The organism is Sandaracinaceae bacterium (genome assembly GCA_020633055.1).
In the GTDB taxonomy this organism is placed as follows: domain Bacteria; phylum Myxococcota_A; class Polyangia; order Polyangiales; family Houyiibacteriaceae; genus JADJJE01.
On record JACKEJ010000011.1, the window covers coordinates 1 to 23,215 of the forward strand.

16 protein-coding genes are annotated in these 23,215 nt (G+C 67.3%); 2 read left to right on the forward strand and 14 right to left on the reverse strand.

Features of this window, described 5'->3' with window-relative positions; translation table 11 throughout:
* From H6726_24555 to H6726_24585, 7 genes are all read right to left on the reverse strand, one after another.
* Positions 1-162 (reverse strand): hypothetical protein (locus tag H6726_24555; GenBank protein MCB9660840.1); only part of this gene is annotated, 162 nt, incomplete at its 3' end.
* Positions 163-309: 147 nt separating this feature from the next.
* Positions 310-795 (reverse strand): hypothetical protein, encoded by a 486-nt coding sequence (locus H6726_24560; GenBank protein MCB9660841.1) that lies wholly within the window; start codon positions 793-795, stop codon positions 310-312.
* Positions 796-872: 77 nt separating this feature from the next.
* A complete protein-coding gene (locus H6726_24565) occupies positions 873-2,633 on the reverse strand; it encodes an AHH domain-containing protein (protein MCB9660842.1) in 1,761 nt (586 codons plus the stop codon).
* An 11-nt stretch (positions 2,634-2,644) separates the two neighbouring features.
* Complete coding sequence (locus H6726_24570) at positions 2,645-3,007, reverse strand: hypothetical protein (GenBank protein ID MCB9660843.1); 363 nt, start codon at positions 3,005-3,007, stop codon at positions 2,645-2,647.
* Positions 3,008-3,032: 25 nt separating this feature from the next.
* Complete coding sequence (locus H6726_24575) at positions 3,033-3,215, reverse strand: HNH endonuclease (GenBank protein ID MCB9660844.1); 183 nt, start codon at positions 3,213-3,215, stop codon at positions 3,033-3,035.
* Positions 3,216-3,527: 312 nt separating this feature from the next.
* Entirely contained in the window at positions 3,528-4,613 is a 1,086-nt protein-coding gene (locus tag H6726_24580) for a hypothetical protein (protein MCB9660845.1), read from the reverse strand.
* Positions 4,610-5,302, reverse strand: coding sequence for an AHH domain-containing protein (locus H6726_24585; protein MCB9660846.1), 693 nt, complete (start codon positions 5,300-5,302; stop codon positions 4,610-4,612). Before H6726_24585 ends, H6726_24580 begins: the two co-directional genes overlap by 4 nt.
* 22 nt (positions 5,303-5,324) lie before the next feature.
* Here H6726_24585 and H6726_24590 point away from each other — a divergent pair, with 22 nt between their 5' ends.
* Positions 5,325-6,620 (forward strand): DDE-type integrase/transposase/recombinase, encoded by a 1,296-nt coding sequence (locus H6726_24590; protein ID MCB9660847.1) that lies wholly within the window; start codon positions 5,325-5,327, stop codon positions 6,618-6,620.
* 121 nt (positions 6,621-6,741) lie between these two features.
* The gene (locus H6726_24595) at positions 6,742-8,571 is read left to right on the forward strand and encodes a DDE-type integrase/transposase/recombinase (protein MCB9660848.1); all 1,830 of its coding nucleotides are present in this window, start codon (positions 6,742-6,744) and stop codon (positions 8,569-8,571) included.
* Between the two features lie 157 nt (positions 8,572-8,728).
* On the opposite strand, the gene H6726_24600 is transcribed toward H6726_24595, so the two are convergent.
* The 7 genes from H6726_24600 to H6726_24630 form a co-directional block, all read right to left on the reverse strand.
* Positions 8,729-11,995, reverse strand: a complete 3,267-nt coding sequence (locus H6726_24600; GenBank protein ID MCB9660849.1) for an RHS repeat protein — start codon at positions 11,993-11,995, stop codon at positions 8,729-8,731.
* 395 nt (positions 11,996-12,390) lie between these two features.
* Positions 12,391-13,038, reverse strand: a complete 648-nt coding sequence (locus H6726_24605; GenBank protein ID MCB9660850.1) for a pentapeptide repeat-containing protein — start codon at positions 13,036-13,038, stop codon at positions 12,391-12,393.
* Between the two features lie 211 nt (positions 13,039-13,249).
* On the reverse strand, positions 13,250-13,723 hold the full coding sequence (locus tag H6726_24610; GenBank protein ID MCB9660851.1) for a pentapeptide repeat-containing protein: 474 nt from the start codon (positions 13,721-13,723) through the stop codon (positions 13,250-13,252).
* 190 nt (positions 13,724-13,913) lie between these two features.
* Positions 13,914-18,110: a hypothetical protein gene (locus H6726_24615; protein MCB9660852.1), complete on the reverse strand. Its 4,197-nt coding sequence runs from the start codon at positions 18,108-18,110 to the stop codon at positions 13,914-13,916.
* Positions 18,111-19,571 carry a hypothetical protein gene (locus H6726_24620; GenBank protein MCB9660853.1) on the reverse strand — a complete coding sequence of 487 codons (1,461 nt, stop codon included), beginning with the start codon at positions 19,569-19,571 and terminating at the stop codon, positions 18,111-18,113. It lies immediately after the preceding gene.
* An 11-nt stretch (positions 19,572-19,582) separates the two neighbouring features.
* The gene (gene tssI, locus H6726_24625; GenBank protein MCB9660854.1) at positions 19,583-22,333 is read right to left on the reverse strand and encodes a type VI secretion system tip protein VgrG; all 2,751 of its coding nucleotides are present in this window, start codon (positions 22,331-22,333) and stop codon (positions 19,583-19,585) included.
* A 215-nt stretch (positions 22,334-22,548) separates the two neighbouring features.
* Positions 22,549-23,211 (reverse strand): hypothetical protein, encoded by a 663-nt coding sequence (locus H6726_24630; protein ID MCB9660855.1) that lies wholly within the window; start codon positions 23,209-23,211, stop codon positions 22,549-22,551.
* Positions 23,212-23,215: the final 4 nt, after the last annotated feature.

Sequence of the window (23,215 nt, forward strand, 5' to 3'; positions counted from 1 at the left end):
CACCCCGCCCGGCAGCTCGCGCTCCACCTCCAGCCCCAGCGCGTTCCGCGCGAACGCCATGGGCGCTGCCCCCGCGCCTGCACCGTTCGCGAGCCGCGACACCTCCCCCAGCGCGTCGTGCGCAATCCGCTGCAGCGCGCCGAAGTCGCTCTCCACGTGCATCCGCTGCCCCGCTTCGTACCCCGACCGCACCCACGTCTGTCCGCCGTCCTGGCTGCAACGCGCGACACCACACGCCCAAGGAGACGTCCTCCGCACCAAGTGCCACTACGACCACTGCTTCCCTTGAGCCACTCGATCATTCATCGTTCAAATTGGCGAGAATCCGATGCTAAGTCCGCATCTCACGGAGACCTCACGAAACACATCGGAGACCAAGACATGGACATGCGTGACATCCCTGGCGATCATGAAGTCTTCATCAATAGCGACATTGAACTTCGCATTCTTGATGATCCGAACACCCGCGAGAGTCATGAATTCTGACGAATAATCGTCAACTAACGCCCGCCTCGATTTGACAATCGCCAGAGCAAAGTCGAGTGACACACCGGAAACCTCCAGTTCTACGGGGACCACATCAACATCGCGCAACAACTCCTCCCCGAGACACTCAACCGCCCTGCTCGAAAACATCGGATGTATCCCTGGAACTGTCTGCACATAGTCCAGGCCACGAAGAACATCCAACGCATATCCGCGCTGGGCGACTCCGATGGGGCGAGCAGGCTTGCCAGACGAGCGAGCCGTCGACTTCATTCCACCAAACACCGAATCGTAATTGACGATATCCACGTAACCTTCAGGATGCGAGTAGGTACACACAAGCTGATAACACGTCACTCCACACCTCTCAGTCTAACAACGATATACTAGGCACATGTTCTACGGCCAGCGTTGAGATCGCTCCGCAACTCGTGCTGCAAATCTCGTATCGCTTCGTCGAGTTGCGATGGGGATATGTGCCCCGCATCGAGTGCCACCTTCAGGTTGTCGAGCATAGTTCCCACATCTGCGTTGTACGCCGCATGCTGGACCGTCCACCCTCTGTGAAGACCGATATTTGGATTCGGATGAATCCCAGGAGCAACGGGGAGATACATCATGTTTGTTGCCGAGTTGATGTCCCGTCCCGAGGCTGCGAATACTGGATGATTTCTCAACGAGTACGGAATGAGGTGCTGCCTTTGGTATCCTTGCCGGGTTGGCATCCAGGTCGGCATGCGGTCCTCGAGGCCCAATGGGTCACTTAGAACGGCCGGATCGTCAACGTAGGCGGTCAGGTTCAGCCCGCCGGTCAGTCGAATTGGGTCAGTTTGCCCGTACCGCGCCTCGTGGGTCGAATAGTACCGCCACCGGTTGTAGTAGTCCCCGGTCTCGGCATCCTCGTACTGACCGGGCCAGCGCCACGGACAATCTTGCGCGGCCCCTTCCTCCACGCTGGGCACCCCGAACACGTCCAGCTGCATCTTCCACGCGAGCTGGCCGAGCTCGTCGTACATCTCCGTGGGCGTCCCCAGGTGGTCGCTCGCCACGCTCCACTTGCGCCCGTTCTGCTCCTTCGCCACCGGCGTGAACGTCTGCGGCTCCCAGTACCACGTCGTCAGCCCCGCCTCCGAGTCCAGCTCGTGCAGCACCGTGTGCCCGTCCCACACGAACCGGTGCTCCGCCTGCACCGTCTCCGTGCCGTCTTCGCCCACCCGCACCACGCGCTTCGCCGTCCGCCGCGCGAACGCGTCGTACTCGAACCTCACGCGCTCGCCGTCCGGTCGGGTCACCTCGCGCAGCATACCCGAACCGTTCCACGCGTACGCCCACGCGCTCCCGTCCGGCAGCTCGCGCCGCGTCTGGTTGCCGTCCTCGTCGTGCTCGTACCGCACCCCGTCCGCCTCCAGCAGCCGCCCGCCCGGCCCGTAGCGCCGGTCACGCCCGTCGCCCGTGCGGTACACGTTGCCCACAGCGTCCATCGCCCGCTCCACCACCGCACCCTGCCCGGGCCGGCGCTCCCGCACCAGCCGGCCGCGGTCGTCGTGGTCGTAGAACGTCGGCCCGCTGCTCGGGTTGATGATGGCCGCTATCTGGTCCGCCCCACGCCACTGGTAGCTCCGCGCGTCCAGCGCTTCCGTCAGCCCGCCTTCCGGCCCACCCGCAAACCGGTCCGCGCGCCACGTGTGCCGCTCCAGCGGCCGCCCCGCCACGTCCCGCGTCCACCCCACGTGTACCCCGCCCGGCAGCTCGCGCTCCACCTCCAGCCCCAGCGCGTTCCGCGCAAACGCCAAGCGCAAAGCCCCGGCGCCAGCCCCGTTCGAGAGCGCCGCCACCTCCCCCAGCGCGTCGTGCGCTATCCGCTGCAGCGCACCGAAGTCGCTCTCCACGTGCATCCGCTGGCCCGCTTCGTACCCCGACCTCACCCACGTCTGCCCGCCGTCTTGGCTCTCCGAGACGATGCGCCCCATCCCATCGCGCTCGAAGCGCACGTCCGCGCTCTCGTTCACCGCACGCAGCAGCTGCCCCGCCGCGTCGTACCCGAACTCCGTCCGTGTCCCGTCCGAGTGCGCCACTGCGGCGATCCGCCCAGCCGCGTCGTAGTTCAGCGTCGTCTGCCGCCCGCTCGGCAGCAGCGTCTTCGTCACGCTCCGAGCTTCTATGGCTCAAAAGAGTCGCGCGTTCGATAGTGGTTAATAACTCGAACAAGGCCCGCGACATCCGTCGATTTTGACTGCCCCTTCAAAACCTCAAAAACATCAATCAACTGGGGACTCAACAGCAGGTAACGAAGACCCTCGTTGGCCGCAATGGAGGGCACACCGTCAACTTCTTCCTCCGGAGGAAGACCAGCATCGTCATTTACATAAAGGTCGTCCTCGTCCCAGAAAACGAGCTCGGCATCCGACGGCTGCTCTGTCCATTTATCACGATCAACGAACGCCCCGACGAGGTCGTATATGTCCAACCCGCCTTCCATCGCCTCAAAGAGTTCTTGCACGTTGGTAAAGGTATGCTTCATGACTTCCTTCGCTCCAAGACACTGACTACCGACAGCCGCTGCCGCCTCCCCAGCGCGCACGCCCGCCTTCGCCATCGGGGTGATAGTCTGGGAACCGCGTTCTGTGGTCTGCGGTGTCTACAAGTTGCATCAACCCGGGCACTTCTGGGTGGTGGTGCCAGGTGAGACCCCGCGGGGGCAGTAGTTGGCGACACTCCTCGTTGCCCAGGCGCGAGCGGGAGACCGTCGAACCCCGTCTCCGCCCTCACCCGGCCGCACGCGTCCAGCTCGAACGCGTAGCGCTCGCCCGCCTCGTTCACCACCTCGGTCAGCCGGTCCTCCGTGTCGCACACGAACTGCAGCCGCGTGCCCCCCCTTCCTCGCGCGCCACCATCCGGTGCTTGTGCCCGTAGGCGAAGCGCATGTGCTGGTTCGGGTCCCGCACCTCCTCGTCCTAGTTCTGGCCGCCTTCGCCGCATCCCGTAGTGCAGTCACGGATGGGACTTCGTGGGCCCCGTGAACTCTAGAGTATTGGTTATCACTACGCGCGGATGTTGGCCGCTTGGAGGATTCGGCTTGGAACCGACCTCTCGACGTCGTGGGCCCACTCGCTCTTCGTCATGTCCGCGGCATATACAATCGTCCTGTCGCTTTCCCAGAGCCTCACGGTGAGTTCGCGCGCTACTTCGACCAGAATGTTCACCACACGCGCTCGGCGGTCAGACAGTTTTAGGTTGAGGTCGTTCCCGTCGGATACGGTTTTTCCGTCGTATGCGACGAGGCACGGCTCGTCGCGACCAGATACGGCACCAGCCATCGTGTAGGGGTCCGCCCATGCGAACCCGGAGAAGTCCTCAACGTGAGCTACGCCGACCGTCGGTGGCAGAGGCGCGACGTCGTCCACGCACAACGCCACGCAGTTAAATTCAATTGCATGCCTAGCCGCGGACAGCAAACGAAGCAGTTCATCGACCAGACGATGCGCGTATGAATCGACAGTCAACGCGCGCGCAACATCCTTGGACACCCACAGATTCGGACCGCTTGGGAAGTGAAACATGCGCTTAGGAAAGCCATCTTCGAACCACTCGACGGAGACAGATTGCGAGTTTCCGTTCGACCATGTGGAGTTAATCCTTGTCGGCCGAAAGCCCCCAATGTACTCCTCCACATACCACCGAGAACCCTCACCGAATGTTACCGATAGCCATGGATCGTCATCGCGGTCGCGAGCCACCACGGAGCGCACTCTGGCATGATCTGGGCCACGGACATCTTCAGATATGACGGCTGAATCGCGCGACTCATCGTTCACGTTGAGAACGTGAACGAATGAAGTGTTGGACGTAGGAGCCCCTTCGGCAATCACGAGTTCGTCCGCCGCATCGAACCCGAACCTCCACTTCGCGCGCGGTGTCGCGCACTTGACCGGGCGGCCCCGCGTTGCCCCCACATGAGCCTGTAGTTCCACGGAGAGGGGATCGAACGAGTACAACTGCCCGGTTGCACACTCGAACCGCTTCGCCCGCTCGCGAGCTGCCCACAACCACTCGCGGACCTCGTGAGGTTGCGCGAAGAGGCACTTCGCCCGCTCCACCAAGTACAGCTTCTTCTCTTCGAGCCTCATGAACACCTTCCTCCAGCGGAGCGGAATGACTCTCTCCAGGTACCTGCCTCTTGGCGCGCTCCGATCTCGCGTAGGAGCGCCTCCACATCTTGGCCGCGACGTTCCGCCGCCTGAAGCGCACGGAAGATCATTCTCTGCGCATCATCGACCCCACCGTGGGTGTGGATGTGAGTTCCTGCATGATAGGTTCCGGCTGCGCGGGCGGAGGTCCGGCCCGGGTGGGTTGGCTGGGCGACCTGTGAGTTCCCCGTACCCCACAACGCGGCTCCGTTTGCGCCGCCATTGACGTCGATACCATGCCGGGCGAGAAGGTCTCGAGACATCTGCGCGAATCGACCGCCGCCGCTCTCCTGAACGATGTGATGAGGCGTCTGGCCCGCGACCAGAGGACGCCCCTCGGCCGCCATTGCTGCGCCGAGTTGTCGTGCCGTCAGACCGAGGGGATCTAAGCTGTTCGTCGGATCGAGAACGTATCCAAGCGGCCGAGGCCCGCCATCCATGCCCAGTGGGTCGCGGCTCCGATACCCGCCGTCGCCGTAGTACCGCCACCGGTTGTAGTAGTTGCGCTTGCCAATCATCGGCCCCGGAGATCGAGGCCTGAAATCCCGGACGACCTGAGGATGGGTGCTCGACTCCTGGAGGCCGAGGATGACGAGCACATCGAAGACGGGGACGAGGCGGAGGTACACGGCAGTCGAGCGTGAGGCAGCGGTGAAGCTGGCGGCGAAGGTGGGCGTGAACGAAGCGGCGCGCCGGCTGAAGGTTCCGCAGCCGACGTTGAGCCACTGGCGGGCAGGCCGTGGCGACGTTGGCGCCGCGGTCAGCGCGGCCACCAAGACCAAGACGACCACGACCCGTGCGAAGGGTGGAGCGGGGCGAGGCAAGCGTGACGCGACGACGCAGACGGCGACCACCTCGACACCGGCAGCCCCGGCAGCTCCGCTAGCACCACGACCGCCAGCGAGCCGGCGCAAGGTCGTGGCGAAGAGCTACACGCCGAGCCAGAAGGCCGAGGCGGTGGAGTACGCGCGCGAGCACGGGGTGAGCGCGGCGTCGAAGCAGTTGGGCGTCAGCCGCTTCTCGCTCTACGCGTGGCTGCGCCAGGTGGAGAAGGCCGCAGCAGGTGAAGGGGACTCGCCGACGAGTGGGCCAGCGCCGAAGGACGTGGAGGCGCAGCGCGACCGCGAGATCCTCGACGAGTGGTCCAAGCACCGCGGGCTCGGGCCGAGCCAGATCCGCAACCAGCTGGGGCGCGCGGGCATCAAGGTGTCGGTCAACACGGTGCGGCGCGTGATGGAGGACGCGGGGTACCGCCCGCCGAAGGTGAAGCGCGAGCCGCACGACAAGCGCTACGAGGCGGTGCGCCCGAACCACCTGTGGCACCTCGACTTCGTGCACCGGCACATCAACCGGGCGTCGACGTTCACACTGATCCTGCTCGACGACTACTCGCGCTACGTTCCGGGCCACGGCGTGGACGACGCCGAGCGCGCGGACATGGTGATCAGGACCTTCGAGGATGCGGTCGAGCGTCACGGCAAGCCGGAGGCCGTGATGAGCGACCGGGGCTCGGCGTTCTGGTCCTGGCGGGGCATCTCGCGCTTCACGGACCTGCTCACCGAGATGGGCATCGACCACCTCGTCGCGCAGCACAAGGAGCACAACGGGAAGGTCGAGGTCTTCAACGCCAACCTGCACAAGGAGCTCTTCGACGCTCAGCGCTTCTACGACCTCGCGGAGATGAAGCGTCGACTCGCGGCGCATCTCGAGTGGCACAACCACGGGCGGACGCATCACGCGCTCGGGGGGCTGCTGGTCCCGGCGGACCGCTACTACGGTCGCACCGCCGAGGTGCTGGCGCGTATCGAGGCGGGGGTGCCCGCGCGTGACGCCCATGACCTCGACCTACGCGAGCGCTGCCTCGAGCTGTTCAAGGTGGTGAGCAAGGGGGGCACCCCCGAGGTGTGGCTCCTCGGGCAGCGCCTGAACATGCCGCTCGGCACGTGAAAACAGGTGCGGTTTCGTGACTCCGAGGCCAAGGTGATTTTCCACAAAAACCAGCTTCGAAAGACCGCGAAACCGCCCCGTGGTTGTACCTGCTTCCGAGCCCGCCGTCCCGTCGAACGTGATGGCGGGTCTATTCCTCGCTGCTCGCGTACTCGCCAAGCCGCTGCCGCTCACGATGCCCTCCGTCGACGCGATCCTCGACGCGACGGGGGGCACGCGCAGTCAGGCCTACGAACTCGCGCAGCGCATCCGTGAACACCTCGTGGGCCTCACGCGGCCCGTGGGACGACCACCGGCTGACCCGGTCGAGGCGCCCCCCGACGTCGTCGCACGCGTGCGCGAAGAGGTCCTGCGCTTCGTGCTGACCCATCCTGGGTGCGCCCATATAGGCCCGCAGCGAGCGCGCTACAGCGACACGTTCCGGCGCTTCATCGTCGGGCTCCGTGAGCGCCACGCCGGGCTGTCTCTCGCCGCCTTCGCCACGGCGACCACGTTGCCCGAGGGCACGCTCGAGGACTGGCTGCGGTGCCCCGACGTCGGCGCGCTCGCGGGCGGTGAGGATCCCCCCGAGGAGAGACAGGACGACGGGACGCTCGCGCAGATCGAGAGCGTGCTCGCCGCGTACCGAAGTTGGGATGGCGACTTCACCTCGTTCTGCCGGCACGTACGTCATGACCTGCGGCTCGACCTGGGTCGTACCGTGATCTCGAACATCCTCTTTGCGCACCGCGAGCGGATACCCCTGCGCCGAGGTGGGCGCTCACGCGACGAGCACGCGCTCCGCGACGCCTTCGAGACCTTCTTCCCCGGCGCGCAGTGGGTCGGCGACGGCAAGGCGCTCGAAGTGACGATCGACGACCAGCGCTACCGCATGAACCTCGAGCTCATCGTCGACGCCGCGAGCGCTGCCTCCGTGGGCATGGCGGTCACGCCCGAGGAGGACAGCGCCGCCGTCTGCGCGGCCTTCGAGGACGGCGTACAGACCACCGGGGAGAGACCCATCGCCCTGCTCCTCGACAACCGCCCGTCCAACCACACGGATGCCGTGGAGAACGCTCTCGGCGACACGCGCCTCATGCGCTCCACCCCGGGGCGTGCCCAGAACAAGGCCCACGTCGAAGGCGCCTTCGGACTCTTCGCCCAACAGGTCCCGCCCATCGTCCTCAGCACGCGCGAGCCAGGCGCGCTCGCGCGTGGCGTCGCGACCGTCGTTGCCCAGGTCTTCTTCCGCGTCTTGAACCGCGCGCCGCGGCGTGACCGTCATGGGATGAGTCGCGTGGACCTCTACGCGCAGGGGGCCACTGCAGAGCAGGTCGCCGACGCGCGCCGCGCCCTCGACGAGCGCATCCAGAAGCTCGAGCGCGCGCGACGCACGCGCGCCGAACGGCTCGACCCGACCGTCTGCGCATACCTCGACGAGGTCTTCGCGCGCCTCGAGCTCATCGACCCCAAGCGCTACGTCCGAGATGTCATCGCGGGGTATCCCCGTGACGCCATCGTCGACGGCATCGCCACCTACGACACCAAGCGGCAGCGCGGCTCTCTCCCCGAGGGCGCCGATGCCCGCTACCTCCTCGGCATCGTCCGGAACCTCCACCACACCCACGAAGCAGACGCCATCCTCGACGCGCTCTTGCGCGAGCGCATCGAAGCGCGCGACCGCTTCCTCGAGCCGCTCATCCAGCGGAAGCAGCACATCCTCGCTGCCAGCCCTGACCTCGCGAGCGCGCTCGACGCCATCGCCGACGCCATGACGGCGGCCGTCCGCGAGCTCGACCGCCGCTTCTGGATCCGCACCGCCGCCGCACTCCTCGAACCACTCGACGCAGGCCAGCGCAACCCCCTCACTCGCCGCGTCGCGCGCCGCATCCACCGCGCCTTCGGCATCCCTCCACGCGAACGCGAGCGCCTCACCCGCATCCTCGTCCGAAGGGTCGTCCCCATCGACTGAAGCCCAGGGCCGGGGTCAGCACCGAAAACCACGCACGGCGCAACCCACCTGCGCGGCTCGCCCATCAGGACCGCGACGTCCTGCACGTCCTGAGCGCACGCCGGTCGCGGCCGCGGGCGAATGCGCGAGCCCGTTCAACCCGCGCTTGCCTCACACCTCACACCCCACGGAAACCGTCCGGTGTTTCAGCCTGGTAGGTGGTTGACAACCGCAAGTAGTCCCCGATCTCGGCATCCTCGTACTGCCCGGGCCAGCGCCACGGACAGTCCTGTGCGGCACCGGCATCGAACTCGGCGACGCCGAACACGTCCAGCTGCATCTTCCACGCGAGCTGGCCGAGCTCGTCGTACATCTCCGTCGGCGTCCCCAGGTGGTCGCTCGCCACGCTCCACTTGCGCCCGTTCTGCTCCTTCGCCACCGGCGTGAACGTCTGCGGCTCCCAGTACCACGTCGTCAGCCCCGCCTCCGAGTCCAGCTCGTGCAGCACCGTGTGCCCGTCCCACACGAACCGGTGCTCCGCCTGCACCGTCTCCGTGCCGTCTTCGCCCACCCGCACCACGCGCTTCGCCGTCCGCCGCGCGAACGCGTCGTACTCGAACCTCACGCGCTCGCCGTCCGGTCGGGTCACCTCGCGCAGCATACCCGAACCGTTCCACGCGTACGCCCACGCGCTCCCGTCCGGCAGCTCGCGCCGCGTCTGGTTGCCGTCCTCGTCGTGCTCGTACCGCACCCCGTCCGCCTCCAGCAGCCGCCCGCCCGGCCCGTAGCGCCGGTCACGCCCGTCGCCCGTGCGGTACACGTTGCCCACAGCGTCCATCGCCCGCTCCACCACCGCACCCTGCCCGGGCCGGCGCTCCCGCACCAGCCGGCCGCGGTCGTCGTGGTCGTAGAACGTCGGCCCGCTGCTCGGGTTGATGATGGCCGCTATCTGGTCCGCCCCACGCCACTGGTAGCTCCGCGCGTCCAGCGCTTCCGTCAGCCCGCCTTCCGGCCCACCCGCAAACCGGTCCGCGCGCCACGTGTGCCGCTCCAGCGGCCGCCCCGCCACGTCCCGCGTCCACCCCACGTGTACCCCGCCCGGCAGCTCGCGCTCCACCTCCAGCCCCAGCGCGTTCCGCGCAAACGCCAAGCGCAAAGCCCCGGCGCCAGCCCCGTTCGAGAGCGCCGCCACCTCCCCCAGCGCGTCGTGCGCTATCCGCTGCAGCGCACCGAAGTCGCTCTCCACGTGCATCCGCTGGCCCGCTTCGTACCCCGACCTCACCCACGTCTGCCCGCCGTCTTGGCTCTCCGAGACGATGCGCCCCATCCCGTCGCGCTCGAAGCGCACGTCCGCGCTCTCGTTCACCGCACGCAGCAGCTGCCCCGCCACGTCGTACCCAAACTCCGTCCGCGTCCCGTCCGAGTGCGCTACCGCGGCCACGCGCCCTGCCGCGTCGTAGCTCAGCGTCGTCTGCCGCCCGCTCGGCAGCAGCGTCTTCGTCACGCGCCCCTCCGCATCGCGCTGGTACGTCCTCACGTACCCGTCGAACCCGGTCTCGGCCTTCACCCGGCCACACGCGTCCAGCTCGAACGCGTAGCGCTCGCCCGCCTCGTTCACCACCCCGGTCAGCCGGTCCTCCGTGTCGTACTCGAACTGCAGCCGCGTGCCCCCCTCCTCGCGCGCCACCATCCGGTGCTTGTGCCCGTAGGCGAAGCGCACGTGCCGGTTCGGGTCCCGCGCCTCCAGCAAGTTCCCTTCGTCGTCGTACGCCATCTGCTGCTCCGCGCCCATCGGCAAGTGTACGGCGCGCGTCCACCCTTCCGAGCAACGCTCCACGCGCGTGATGGCGCCCAGCGCGTCGCGCACACGCACCACCCGCCCCTGCCCGTCGTGCTCGTGCTCGATGCGCGCACCGTTCGGCAGGGTCACGGCGACCACGTTCTTGCGCTCGTCGTACGTCAGCCGCGTCACCCGCTCGCCGGGCATCTGCATGCTCTCGAGCAGGCCCGCCTCGGACCACTCGTACATCGTGGTCTCCTGCGCCGCGTTTTGCCGCGCCGTCAGGTGCCCCACCCAGTCGTAGACCCACCTCCAGCGCCGCCCCAGCGCGTCGCGCGCCTCCGTCGGCAGGTTCATCCGCTCGTGGTACTCGATCTCCGTCGTCGCGCCGTCCGGCCCCGTCAGCCGCACCAGGTTCCCGCGCGCGTCGTAGGCCTTCTCGACCACCTCGCCCAGCGCGTTGGTCTCCTTCAGCACCTTGCCCGTGCTCGGACACCGCTCGTAGCTCTCGCGCCCCCCGTGCGCGTCCGTGATGCCGATGACGGCGTTCGTCTCGTCCATCTCGTACACCGTCACCGCACCCGTGCTGTTCTGCACGATGGTCTTGCGGTTCGCGGGGTCGTACATGATCTCGTGGTCGTAGATGCCGCCATCGCCCCACGTCCGCACGCACTTGCTGTACGCGCTGTGCCCGTCGTACTGGAAGTAGAACGACAGCCCGGCCCGGTCGGTCTCCTGCACCATCAGGTGCGACACGTACTCGAAGCGCCACGCCTTGTTGTGCGAGTCCAGCACCGCCGTGAGGTCGCCCCGCGCGTCGTACTCGAAGCGCCTGAACGGGTACCAACCGTGGTCCTTGCTGAGCGGCAGCTTCACCGCCGTGAGCTGGCCGCGGTCGTTGTGCTCGAAGCGCACGATGCGCCCGCCGCTGTCCACCGCGTACTCGAGCCGCCCGAGCCGGTCGTAGTGGAACTCGTTGGTGTGCCCGTCGCGCGTGCGGCGCTTCATGAGCCGCATGCGCTCGCTCGGGTCCCCCGGGACGCGCGCGAACTCGTGCACCACCCCCGCGTGCGTCTCCACCTCGAAGCGGTAGGGCTCCAGGCACCGCAGCGTGAACTCCTGATAGGGCTCGCTCAGCGTCTGCCCCGGACGGATGGCCCGCTCCGGCAGGTCCAGCGTGTGGAACTCGATCTGCCGACCGTCCGCAGACTTGTAGAACACGCGCCCGCGCCCATACCACACCGCCTCGTCCAGCGAGTGCGACCACCCCCAACCAAGCGACGTCTCGCGCCAGCTCAGCGAGGTGTCGTACACGCGCTCGAAGCGCAGCGGCAGCGGACCGGGCAGCTCGAAGTCGGTGGCCTCGGTGAACATGCGACCCGTGGCGACATCCACCGGGTGACCCGTGACGGCACACACCAGGCGGTTGATGCGCGAGGCCACGCCCTCCGGCAGGAGGTCGCTGGTGTGCCGGCGCAGCCACGCGCTGGCCGCCTGCCAGAACTCGCTGGTCTCTTGGAACGCGCGAAAGCGACGAAAGCCGGCGCCCAGGAACTTGAAGAACGCCGCCATGCAGATGGCCAGCAGGTCCGGCACCATCGCCGGCATGTTGAGCACTGGCATGCCCTTCGGGATGGCCAGCACCAGCGACGTGGGCAGGCGCACCGGTCGCTGCAGCTGAGCGCGGTGTCCCCCAAGCGCACCCCGAGCGTGCCCGCCATGCTCACCTTCAGGCTGCCGAAGTAGAGCTCCGCGTCGTTCCCCGGAGGCACCGCGAAGGGCCCCGGCGCCGGGATGTGCGGGCAGGTCATGAGGTTGGTCACCTCGGTCCCGCAGTTGGTGGCCAGCATGCAGTTGACCATCGCCAGCCCCGGGCTGCCGCTGAGCGCCATGCTCAGCCCCGCGCCCACCACGGCTCCGACTGGGTCGAACACCATGCCCACGAACGGCATGGGCATGGGCGTCGGAACCGGACCTGCAGGCGTGGGCACCAACACGATGTGCGTGTCCACGCCGATGACCGGGTACCAACTTGACCGCCGGACGCGAAGGGCCCGCGCTCACTCTCGGCGCGTGTGCTCCAGGAACACGTCCGCGGCTACCATTGCATCAAAATCGATCTTACAATCGCGCAACCTACAGCCCGCAAAAGCGCCTTTTTGCCACTTTACGTCAGTGAAGTCACATCGCCCGAACACCACCCCAGTCACGTTACAACGCTTGAAGTTCGCTCCCGTAAAGTCGCAATCCAAAAACTTCCACTGGTCTGACGGCGTGCCATTCATTCGACAGGAAGACATGTTTGCATTCTCGAACACACAAGAATCGAACTGACCCCAAAAATCAGCACTGGTCAGGATGGCACGATCGAAACGACACCGTTCGTACTTCCCTTCCACATTGCGATCGCGCACACGAATGCGAGACATTATACAATCACAGAACCTAGAACGAATGCTTCCCAAGCAGCCTGACGCCGTGCGCATCTGACCTTCGATCTTTCCGAAGATCAAAGTCACCCCGCTCAAATCAACTCGACTCCATTCCACGCCGAAAACATCCCATAGCGTGAGCTTTCTGAGATCAACGAACCCCTCATTCGTTAGCCCGAACCGCTCCGCGATCCACTCGCGACTAGGACCAGATAGCGGGTCCTTTGAGGGGCGAAGGGCCAAGTTTAGCTCATGCTCGAGTTCTTGTCTGTTCATCTGATCCTCCGGGCCGTCATGACGGTGTCTCGAACGCGACCTCAACGCGGGCGCCCCGTGTTCGGTCCCCACCGCCCTCGCGACCGCGTCAACGCGGGCACACCGTAGCCGGTCCCCAAGCTCCTGACCTCCGCGCAGGTGATGACGGCGCTCACTGTCGTCCTGGAGGTACGATGTCAGGTCATGGGCCAGTGGACGCTAGGGCCCGCGCTCACTCTCGGCGCGTGTACTCTAGGAACACGTCCGCAGACGCCATCGCATCGAGATCGATATTACAATCACGTAACCTGCAACTCGTGAACGCACCTTTTTGCCACTTCACTCCGGTAAAGTCACATCGTTCGAACACCACGCCAGTGACGTTACAGCGCTTGAAGTTTGCCTCCGTAAAATCGCAATCAAGAAACTTCCACTGATCCGAGGGCGTTCCATTCATTCGACAGGAAGACATATTCGCCTTTCTGAAGCAACAAGACTCGAATCGTCCCCAGAAATGGGCCCGCGCTAGAATCGCAGCACTAAAGTTGCACCGAATGTACATCCCCATGACATTGCTGTCGCGAACAGATATCCGCGACATGTTGCAGTCTTCAAATCTCGCACTTGGGCTCCCGAGACGACCGGATGCGGTACGCTTCTGACCATCAACGACACCAAACACGAGTGTCGAGTGACTGAGGTCCACCCGACTCCACTCCACGCCAAACACATCCCAAAGCGTGAGCCTTGTTAGGTCGACGAGACCGTCTGCTGTAGTTCCGAATCGCTCAGCGATCCAGTCACGACTCGGACCTGAAAGCGGATTCTTTGAAGGGCGTAGAGCCAAATTTAGATCATACTCGAGCTCTCGTCTATTCATCTGAATTCTCTGGGCACTATGTCAGTATGTCGATCAGGGAACGCACTGCACCTGAACCGTCGTCATACTTTCCGATCTTTCCTGCAGCGGCTTGCCCCGGCGTCGTGATGTCGATGATATGGTGCTGACCGCGGGGGGTAATGACCTGCACGTCGGGTCGAAGCAGGTGCCCTGAAGAAGAACGAACACCTCTCCGTGAACCCTGATTGAAAATGACGTCCGCACCGGAGTCTACCAAGTCTCGAACCGCCGATCCACGCTGAACAATTCCTTCGCTGATCTGCTGGATGGCGTTGCCGCGTGCCATTGCCTCCAGCGGCGTTCCACGGAAGACATTTTGATACAATCGCCCCCATACGGTGCCTCCGGTCAAACCCGACGCTAGCATTCTGTCCGCGTGAATTACTGCGGACTCGAGTTCGTCGACCAGCCGAGATACCATTTGGTCGGCGCCCTGGCCTCGATGACCACAGGTAGCGAGCCCAAGCGGGTCGGTCCATAGGGAGGGGTTCGCAGGATACGAGTGAAATGAGGTTCCTGCTTCGAGGCCGAGTGGATCCACGGAAGTGTAGCCGCCGCCCGTCGAGGAGTAGTACCGCCACCGGTTGTAGTAGTCCCCGGTCTCGGCATCCTCGTACTGCCCGGGCCAGCGCCACGGACAGTCTTGCGCGGCCCCCTCCTCCACGCTGGGCACCCCGAACACGTCCAGCTGCATCTTCCACGCGAGCTGGCCGAGCTCGTCGTACATCTCCGTGGGCGTCCCCAGGTGGTCGCTCGCCACGCTCCACTTGCGCCCGTTCTGCTCCTTCGCCACCGGCGTGAACGTCTGCGGCTCCCAGTACCACGTCGTCAGCCCTGCCTCCGAGTCCAGCTCGTGCAGCACCGTGTGCCCGTCCCACACGAACCGGTGCTCCGCCTGCACCGTCTCCGTGCCGTCTTCGTCCACGCGCACCACGCGCTTCGCCGTCCGCCGCGCGAACGCGTCGTACTCGAACCTCACGCGCTCGCCGTCCGGTCGCGTCACCTCGCGCAGCATACCCGAACCGTTCCACGCGTACGCCCACGCGCTCCCGTCCGGAAGCTCGCGCCGCGTCTGGTTGCCGTCCTCGTCGTGCTCGTACCGCACCCCGTCCGCCTCCAGCAGCCGCCCGCCCGGCCCGTAGCGCCGGTCACGCCCGTCGCCCGTGCGGTACACGTTGCCCACAGCGTCCATCGCCCGCTCCACCACCGCACCCTGCCCGGGCCGGCGCTCCCGCACCAGCCGGCCGCGGTCGTCGTGGTCGTAGAACGTCGGCCCGCTGCTCGGGTTGATGATGGCCGCTATCTGGTCCGCGCCACGCCACTGGTAGCTCCGCGCGTCCAGCGCCTCCGTCAGCCCGCCTTCGGGCCCTCCGGCGAAGCGGTCCGCGCGCCACGTGTGCCGCTCCAGCGGCCGCCCCGCCACGTCCCGCGTCCACCCCACGTGTACCCCGCCCGGCAGCTCGCGCTCCACCTCCAGCCCCAGCGCGTTCCGCGCAAACGCCAAGCGCAAAGCCCCGGCGCCAGCCCCGTTCGAGAGCGCCGCCACCTCCCCCAGCGCGTCGTGCGCTATCCGCTGCAGCGCACCGAAGTCGCTCTCCACGTGCATCCGCTGGCCCGCTTCGTACCCCGACCTCACCCACGTCTGCCCGCCGTCTTGGCTCTCCGAGACGATGCGCCCCATCCCGTCGCGCTCGAAGCGCACGTCCGCGCTCTCGTTCACCGCACGCAGCAGCTGCCCCGCCGCGTCGTACCCGAACTCCGTCCGTGTCCCGTCCGAGTGCGCCACCGCGGCTATCCGCCCCGCCGCGTCGTAGCTCAGCGTCGTCTGCCGCCCGCTCGGCAGCAGCGTCTTCGTCACGCGCCCTGCCGCATCCCGAAGGTACCGTCGCGTGAAACCGTCGAACCCGGTCTCGGCCTTGACCCGGCCACACGCGTCCAGCTCGAACGCGTAGCGCTCGCCGGCTTCGTTCACCACCGCCGTCAGCTGATCCTCGGTGTCGTACTCGAAGCGCAGGCGGGTCCCCGCTTCCTCGCGGCTCACCAGCCGATGGTAGTGCCCGTAGGCGAAGCGCACGTGCCGGTTCGGGTCCCGCGCCTCCAGCAGGTTCCCTTCGTCGTCGTACGCCATCTGCTGCTCCGCGCCCATCGGCAAGTGCACGGCGCGTGTCCACCCTTCCGAGCAACGCTCCACGCGCGTGATGGCGCCCAGCGCGTCGCGCACACGCACCACCCGCCCCTGCCCGTCGTGCTCGTGCTCGATGCGCGCACCGTTCGGCAGCGTGGTCGCGATAACGTTCTTGCGCTCGTCGTACGCCAGCCGCGTGACGCGTTCGCCGGGCATCTGCATGCTCTCGAGCAAGCCCGCCTCGGACCACTCGTACATGGTGGTCTCCTGCGCCGCGTTCTGCCGCGCCGTCAGGTGCCCGAAGCCATCGTACAGCCAACGCCAGCGCCGCCCCAGCGCGTCCCGCGCCTCCGTCGGCAGGTTCATGCGCTCGTGGTACTCGATCTCCGTCGTCGCGCCGTCCGGCCCCGTCAGCCGCACCAGGTTCCCGCGCGCGTCGTAGGCCTTCTCGACCACCTCGCCCAGCGCGTTGGTCTCCTTCAGCACCTTGCCCGTGTCCGGACACCGCTCGTAGCTCTCGCGCCCACCGTGCGCGTCCGTGATGGCGATGACCGCGTTGACCTCGTCCATCTCGTACACGGTCACCGCGCCGACACTGTCCTCCACGATGGTCTTCCGGTTCGCCGCGTCGTACATGATCGCGTGGTCGTAGATGCCGCCGTCGCCCCACGTCCGCACGCACTTGCTGTACGCGCTGTGCCCGTCGTACTGGAAGTAGAACGACAGCCCGGCCCGGTCGGTCTCCTGCACCATCAGGTGCGACACGTACTCGAAGCGCCACGCCTTGTTGTGCGAGTCCAGCACCGCCGTGAGGTCGCCGCGCGCGTCGTACTCGAAGCGCCGGAACGGGTACCAGCCGTGGTCCTTGCTGAGCGGCAGCTTCACCGCCGTGAGCTGACCGCGGTCGTTGTGCTCGAAGCGCACGATGCGCCCGCCGCTGTCCACCGCGTACTCGAGGCGCCCGTGCCGGTCGTAATGGAACTCGTTGGTGTGCCCGTCGCGCGTCCGGCGCTTCATGAGCCGCATCCGCTCGCTCGGGTCCCCCGGGACGCGCGCGAACTCGTGCACCACCCCCGCGTGCGTCTCCACCTCGAAGCGGTAGGGCTCCACGCACCGCAGCGTGAACTCCTGCATCACGTGCTCGAGCGACTGCCCCGGCCGAATCACCCGCTGGGGCAGGTCCAGCGTCGAGAACTCGACCTCTCGACCATCGGCCGCCCGATACACGACGCGGCCGCGCTCGTACCACACCGCCTCGTCCAGCGAATGCGACCACCCCCAGCCCAGCGAGGTCTCGCGCCAGCTCAGTGACGTGTCGTACACGCGCTCGAAGCGCAGCGGCAGAGGGCCCGGCAGCACGAAGTCGACGGACTCGGTGAACATGCGACCCGTCGCCACATCCACGGGGTGACCCGTGACCGCGCACACCAGCCGGTTCCACATGCTCCGTAGACGCCCGGGCTTTAGATCTCCTGCGGCGTCGCGCAGTCGTTGAGCGCGCCGGGCAGCGGCGGCCCCTCCGCGCCAGCGCAGGTACCGTCCCAAGAGCTTGAACGCCGCCGAGAACAGAATGACTGTCCAGTCTGGCACCATCGCCGGCATGTTCAGCACCGGCATCCCCTTCGGAACGGCCATCACCAACGATGTCGGCAGCCGCACCGGGTCCGAGCAGCTGAGCGCCGCGTCCAGGAGCCGCACCCCGAGCGACCCCGAAAGGCTCACCTCGTCGCTGCCGAAGAACAGCTCCGCGTCGTTTCCGGGGAGGCTCAATCCGTAGCCAACCGTGCCCGGTACGATGGGTGGGTGAGGCACGCCGCCCGCAGTCAAGCTCGTCACGTTCGTGCCGCAGTTCGTCGCAGGCATGCAGTTGACGAACGTCAGCCCCGGGCTGCCAGTGAGTACCGTGCTCAGACCCGCGCCAATGACGGCACCCAGCGGGTCGTAGACGGCGCCACTGAACGGTAGCGGGATGGGCACCAAGATGAAGGGGGTCGGTGGCGCCGGAACCTTGACGATGTGGATGTCGACACCCACCACGGGGTCGAGCCAGCTGGACGCCAAAACCATCTAGACCCCCTCCGCTTGGACATCGTCCGGACCGGGCTCGACCGCACCAGGAGGCTCTGGCGGGGTCTCGAGCCGCGCGGCCTGAGCTTCGAGCGACTCGGCCTGAACCACCAACCCCTTCGAGCGGCACAACGCCGCCAGCGCCCGCGCGGCATGGGGAGCGCTCGACATGGAGACCGGCAGGGCTTCGCCCGCCTCCGCCACCTGGAGCGCGAGTTGCCAGAGCTGGGCGGCCTCGTGATCGCGCCGCTCCATCGCCAGCAGCTCGCCCGCGATGCGGTACCCCTCGATGGCCATGATGGTCTCGCCGTGCTCCGCCGCCAGACGACCCGCCTCGGTGTACTGCACGATTGCGACCGAAGGCTTGCGTTGGAGCATCCAGGTGCTCGCGACCGAGATGCGCGCGAGCACCATCTGACGAGCGAGGCCGAGTTCCTCCGCACGCCCATAGGCGTTCTCGAACACCTCGCGGGCCTGCTCCGAGAAACCCGCTTGCAGCGTGAACGCGCCCAGCATCTGCTCGAGGACGACGCTCTCGGTGAGCAGACCCAACGCGATGGCTTGGTCTCGCGCGGCGCGCTGCTCTCGGATGCCCGTAAGGTGGTCTCCCTCTCCAAACGCGAGCCCCGCCGACATCATGTGGAGCCTGAGCTGGCGCAGCCCCGCGTCGTCCGCGTAGCCCTCGGGCACGCCTGCGTCGCGCAGGACCTTCTCGAGCTCGCCGGGCTGCGGAGGAGCCGGCTCGCGCTTCCTGCGCGGCGGTGCGCACCGTGGCCCCGGCATGCCCACGGCTTGCGGGCCCACCACTCCGGGAGGTGCCGCCGCGAGGGCGCCGATCATGGCGCGCAGGTCCTCGCGCTGACCCGCGGGGTCGAGCACGGCATCCGAGGTCAGGAGCGCCGCACCCAGCGCAGTGCTCAGCGCAGCGCGGGACGGCGCCGTAGGGCCCTCGAGCACGACCCAACGCACGTGCGCAATCTCCTGACGTGCCAGCGCCGACACGCCCTCGCTCCACTTGGGTGCGGCGCCCCAGTCAGTGGGGCACAGCACGATGACCACCCCTGTCATCGGCGATCCTGGGACCACCGCAGCCCGTGCCACGTCGCGGACCTGGACGCCGAAGCGCGTCAGGGGCGCCGTGCGTGGATCGAGCTCGGGCAGCGACCCGAACGGAACCGGCTGCTCTCCAGCGGGCCCCACCGCGACGTTGCGCACCTCTTCGAACGCCTCCATGAGCGCCTGTCGTCGAGCGTCCCAAGACGCGTCGTCACCACCCGGAGCGTCGCTCGAAAGGAACAGCGCGTTGTTCCGCGGGAACATCTCCGCCTGTTCGATTTGATTGAGCACCACCGCGCGCAGGTCGGCGCTCGCCGCCACGTGAATAGCCTTCAGGTCCGTGTTCGCCACGAACCACTTCAGGTCTTCCGCGAGGCGCTCTATCGGCTTTAGGATCGAGTCCACGGCGCGTCCGGTTAGTTGATCTTCACGGCCATCGCGTGAACCAGCACCGCGCTGCCTCCACCGACGTCGACCGTACCACCGCTGACGGTGACGCCCGAGGCGTCGGCCCTGACGGCTCCACCAGCGCCGAGCGTGGCCTCGCTTTCGCCCGCCACGGATGCCGTGGCGCCCGACATCGCCGCGTTGGCGTCCAACAGCACCGTGCCGCCCCCGGACGCGCCCATCTCGGCGTTGCCCGTCAGGTGCACCTTGGAGCCGCCGCTCGACTGGTACAGCCCGTTTGCGTCCAGGTACACCTCGGACCCTTGCGCCGACTGCATCTTGGCGAAGTCCTTGAGCTGTTGGTACGCGCCGTTGGCCGCGGTGGAGATGATGTCCGCGGTGAGCTCCACCTTGGACCCCGCCGTCGTGATGGTGATCTTGCCGGGCACCATCTCGATGATGCTGTCGCCACACTCGAGCTTGATGGAGTCGGGGGCCTTCACGAGGATGTTGTGCTTCACGTCCAGCGTGTGGTCCGCGTCCACGGTGACCGTCTGGTTCCCCGTCACGGCCACGGTGCGCTCGCCCTTGACGCTGAGCGACGCGTCGCCGCCCACGCTCTCCGAGTGCCCGCCATCCACGCTGTTGGCGCTGTTGCCCTTCACCGACGTGGTGTGGTCGTTTTGGATGGTCTCGACGTAGTCCTTCTGCGCGTGGACGATGATCTGCTCTTCGCCCGCCTTGTCCTCGAAGGTGAGCTCGTTGTAGCCCTCGCCGCCGGGACTCGAGCGCGTCTTGATCGTGCTCTTGGTCATCTCGTCCGGCATCGTGTACGGCGTGAGGTTCTCCGTGTTGAATACCGTGCCGGTGATGAGGGGCTGGTCCGGGTCGCCGTTGACGAACGCGACGGTGACCTCCATGCCGATGCGCGGCAGAAACACGAAGCCCCACCCGGCGCCCGCCCACGGCTGCATCACGCGGATGAAGCAGGAGCTGTGCTCGTTGCGCTCCCCGAGCCTGTCCCAGTGGAACTGCACCAGCACGCGCCCGTGCTCGTCCGTGTAGATCTCCTTGTCCGCGGGGCCGACGACGGTGGCCGTCTGGATGCCAGGGATGCGCGGCCGCGCGGTGGAGCGGCCGGGACGGTACATCTGCTCCGCGCGCATGCACGTGAAGGTGTTGTAGTAGGCCTCGTTGGATTCCTCCGTGGAGCGCTCGAGCGCGTGGTGCGTCACCGTCAGGACCACGTAGCGCCCGTCCAGTTCCGGCTGCGGGTGGCCCAGGAGCTCGAACACGGTGCCCGGCATCATGCCCACGGCGGTGGACTTGCCCGTCGCGATGTGAGCGTCGTTCCGGCGCACCTCGTGACGCAGGCCTGCTTGGGTCTCGGAGTCCTGCTTCTGGAAGCCCTGCGTCGGGTTGAAGTCGCTGAGCGTGAGCGGCTTGGTGTCGTGCTCGTAGACCTCTCGCACGGGCCCCACGGCGGCGCCGTGCACGGGCTCGTCGGCCGCTGGCGCTTCCGTCGTCACCGTGGCCACGATGGGCGTGGTGGGGTGCGTCCAGTCGAAGTGCCGCGTCGCGATGGCGGTCGGCATGACGCGCGACACCATGTGGAACTCGCGGATGTTCTCCTTGCCCTCGACAGCGTTGTCGCGCGTGACGAAGTCCAGCTCGCGGTCGTGCAGCGTGGTCAGCTCGCGGTACTTGGCCGGCACGTCGGCGAACACCAGCGTCTCGGTCTCGCCCTCTTGATCGAACCAGAAGGCGAGGCCCTCCTCCTGCGCGAGCCTGGAGACGAAGGCCAGGTCGGTCTCGTCGTACTGCACACGGTACTCGCAGGGCTCGTAGGTGCGCTCCAACTCGAAGGCGACCTCGCGCTGATAGGGCCCGAGGGCCGCTTCGATGACCTCACGGAGGATGTCCGGCACGGTCTTGTTCTGGAAGATGCGGCTGTTCGTGCGCTGCGTGAGCGCCCACAGCGCGGGCACCACCTCGACCACGACGGCCACCTGGTCGCGCGCGGTGCTCCCCGCCGTCACCATGGAGATGATGCCCGACACGCGGTGCTGGACGACGCCGCGCTCCATCAGCAGGGAGCACGACTGGCCGAGCAGCTGCCCACCCTCGGCGGACATGTCGCCGGTGCGGAGGTCGAGCCGCAGGCTGTAGGGGGCGTTGATGGCTTCGTTGAGCGTGGCGCTGGCGACCACCCAGGGGACGTCGCTGCCTTCGCACTCGAACAGGAACTCGGCCTGCGCCGTCTCGTCGACGTTGCTCAGGACGCTGGCGGACAGAGCCGCGGCGGCGGCCGCGATGTCGCCGGGCCGGGAGCCCGCGCTGCTGCCGCCACCCCCGCCACCGCTACCCCCGCCGCTCTGCACGCCGGGGCCCGCGCTCTGCATCCCGCCGGCCGCGGCGCTCGCTCCCGCGCTGACAGCGGCCCCGGCCACCCCGGCGACCATGGGTGGCGCCCCTGCCGCGCCGAGGGCCGAGCCAGCGAGCCCACCCGCGGCGCCTGTCGCTGCGCTCGCGGCCCCCGCGCCGCCGCCGGTCACAGCGCCGGCCGCCACCGACGTGGCCGCGCCCGCGACCTCGCCCGGCACGCCTGCCTCTGCCAAGCCGGCGGCGCCGATGTCCGCAGCGGCACCCGCCCCTGCGCCTTGCGCCGCGTCTCCGATAGCGCTGGGGTCCTGAGCGGCCGCGGCGGCGGTCTCGGTCGCCGCTCCGACAGCCGCGTCTCTGCTCGCTTCCCCGATGTCGCTGTCGTCTTCTTGGCTCATTCGACCCTCCATGGCGGCGCGGGACGGCGCCAACTGGACACTACGGCCTCACCCAGCGACCGAGTTCGATTGTGAGTACCCATACCAAACCCGGAAGCCGAGGGACAACTATGATTTTCGAGCGCTCCGCGGGCGCCTGCGCCGGTGCTGGGGGGTACGGCGCGCGCCCGCCCTGCGCCGACACGCGGCGCCCCGGATTCCGTATTCGGAGCCGGCTACGCCACCGAGCCCTGCGACAGGCGCCACACCCGCGGCGGAGTTCGGAGCCGCCGCAGCAGCACAAGCGTAGCGGCGCCCACCCCCAGGCTGGTGAGCGCGGCGATCCCCCCCAGCCCGAGCAGGTTCGCAAGCGACGTGACCAGCGCGGCCCGCGCGGCGGTGCGCCCACTGCCCTCCGCCGTGGCGCCGAGCTGAGTGAAGAGAACGGCCCCCAACCCCAGCGCGATGCCCGCTGCCGCCAAGGGCCCCTTCGCCAGCTCCGAGGCAGAGCGCGCCCGCTCGGACGGTGAGAGCCCCGACGCCTCGGTGATGGCGGACGCGATGATCTCGCGCTCGGCGCTGGAACGGACCAGGAACGACGCCTCGTGGCTGCCGTGCCCAGGCACTTCGTACCGAAAACGCACCGCCAGCGACGAGGACCACTCGAACCACTGCAGGTTGGACCAAGGGATGCGCCCCCACGCGGCGAGCAGCTCGCTGGCGTCGCCACCGGCGGTGAGCTTGGCGTCCAAGTCCGCCACGATGGGGCGCGACTGAACGACGTAGGCCAGCCCCTGGTCGTCGATGTGAATGAGCTTCGCCTGCTCCCCGCCGAGCTGGCACCAATGTCGTGGGTGAAACGTCATGTCCGCGTCCTCCTTGTGTTCGGACCAGAGCATGCGC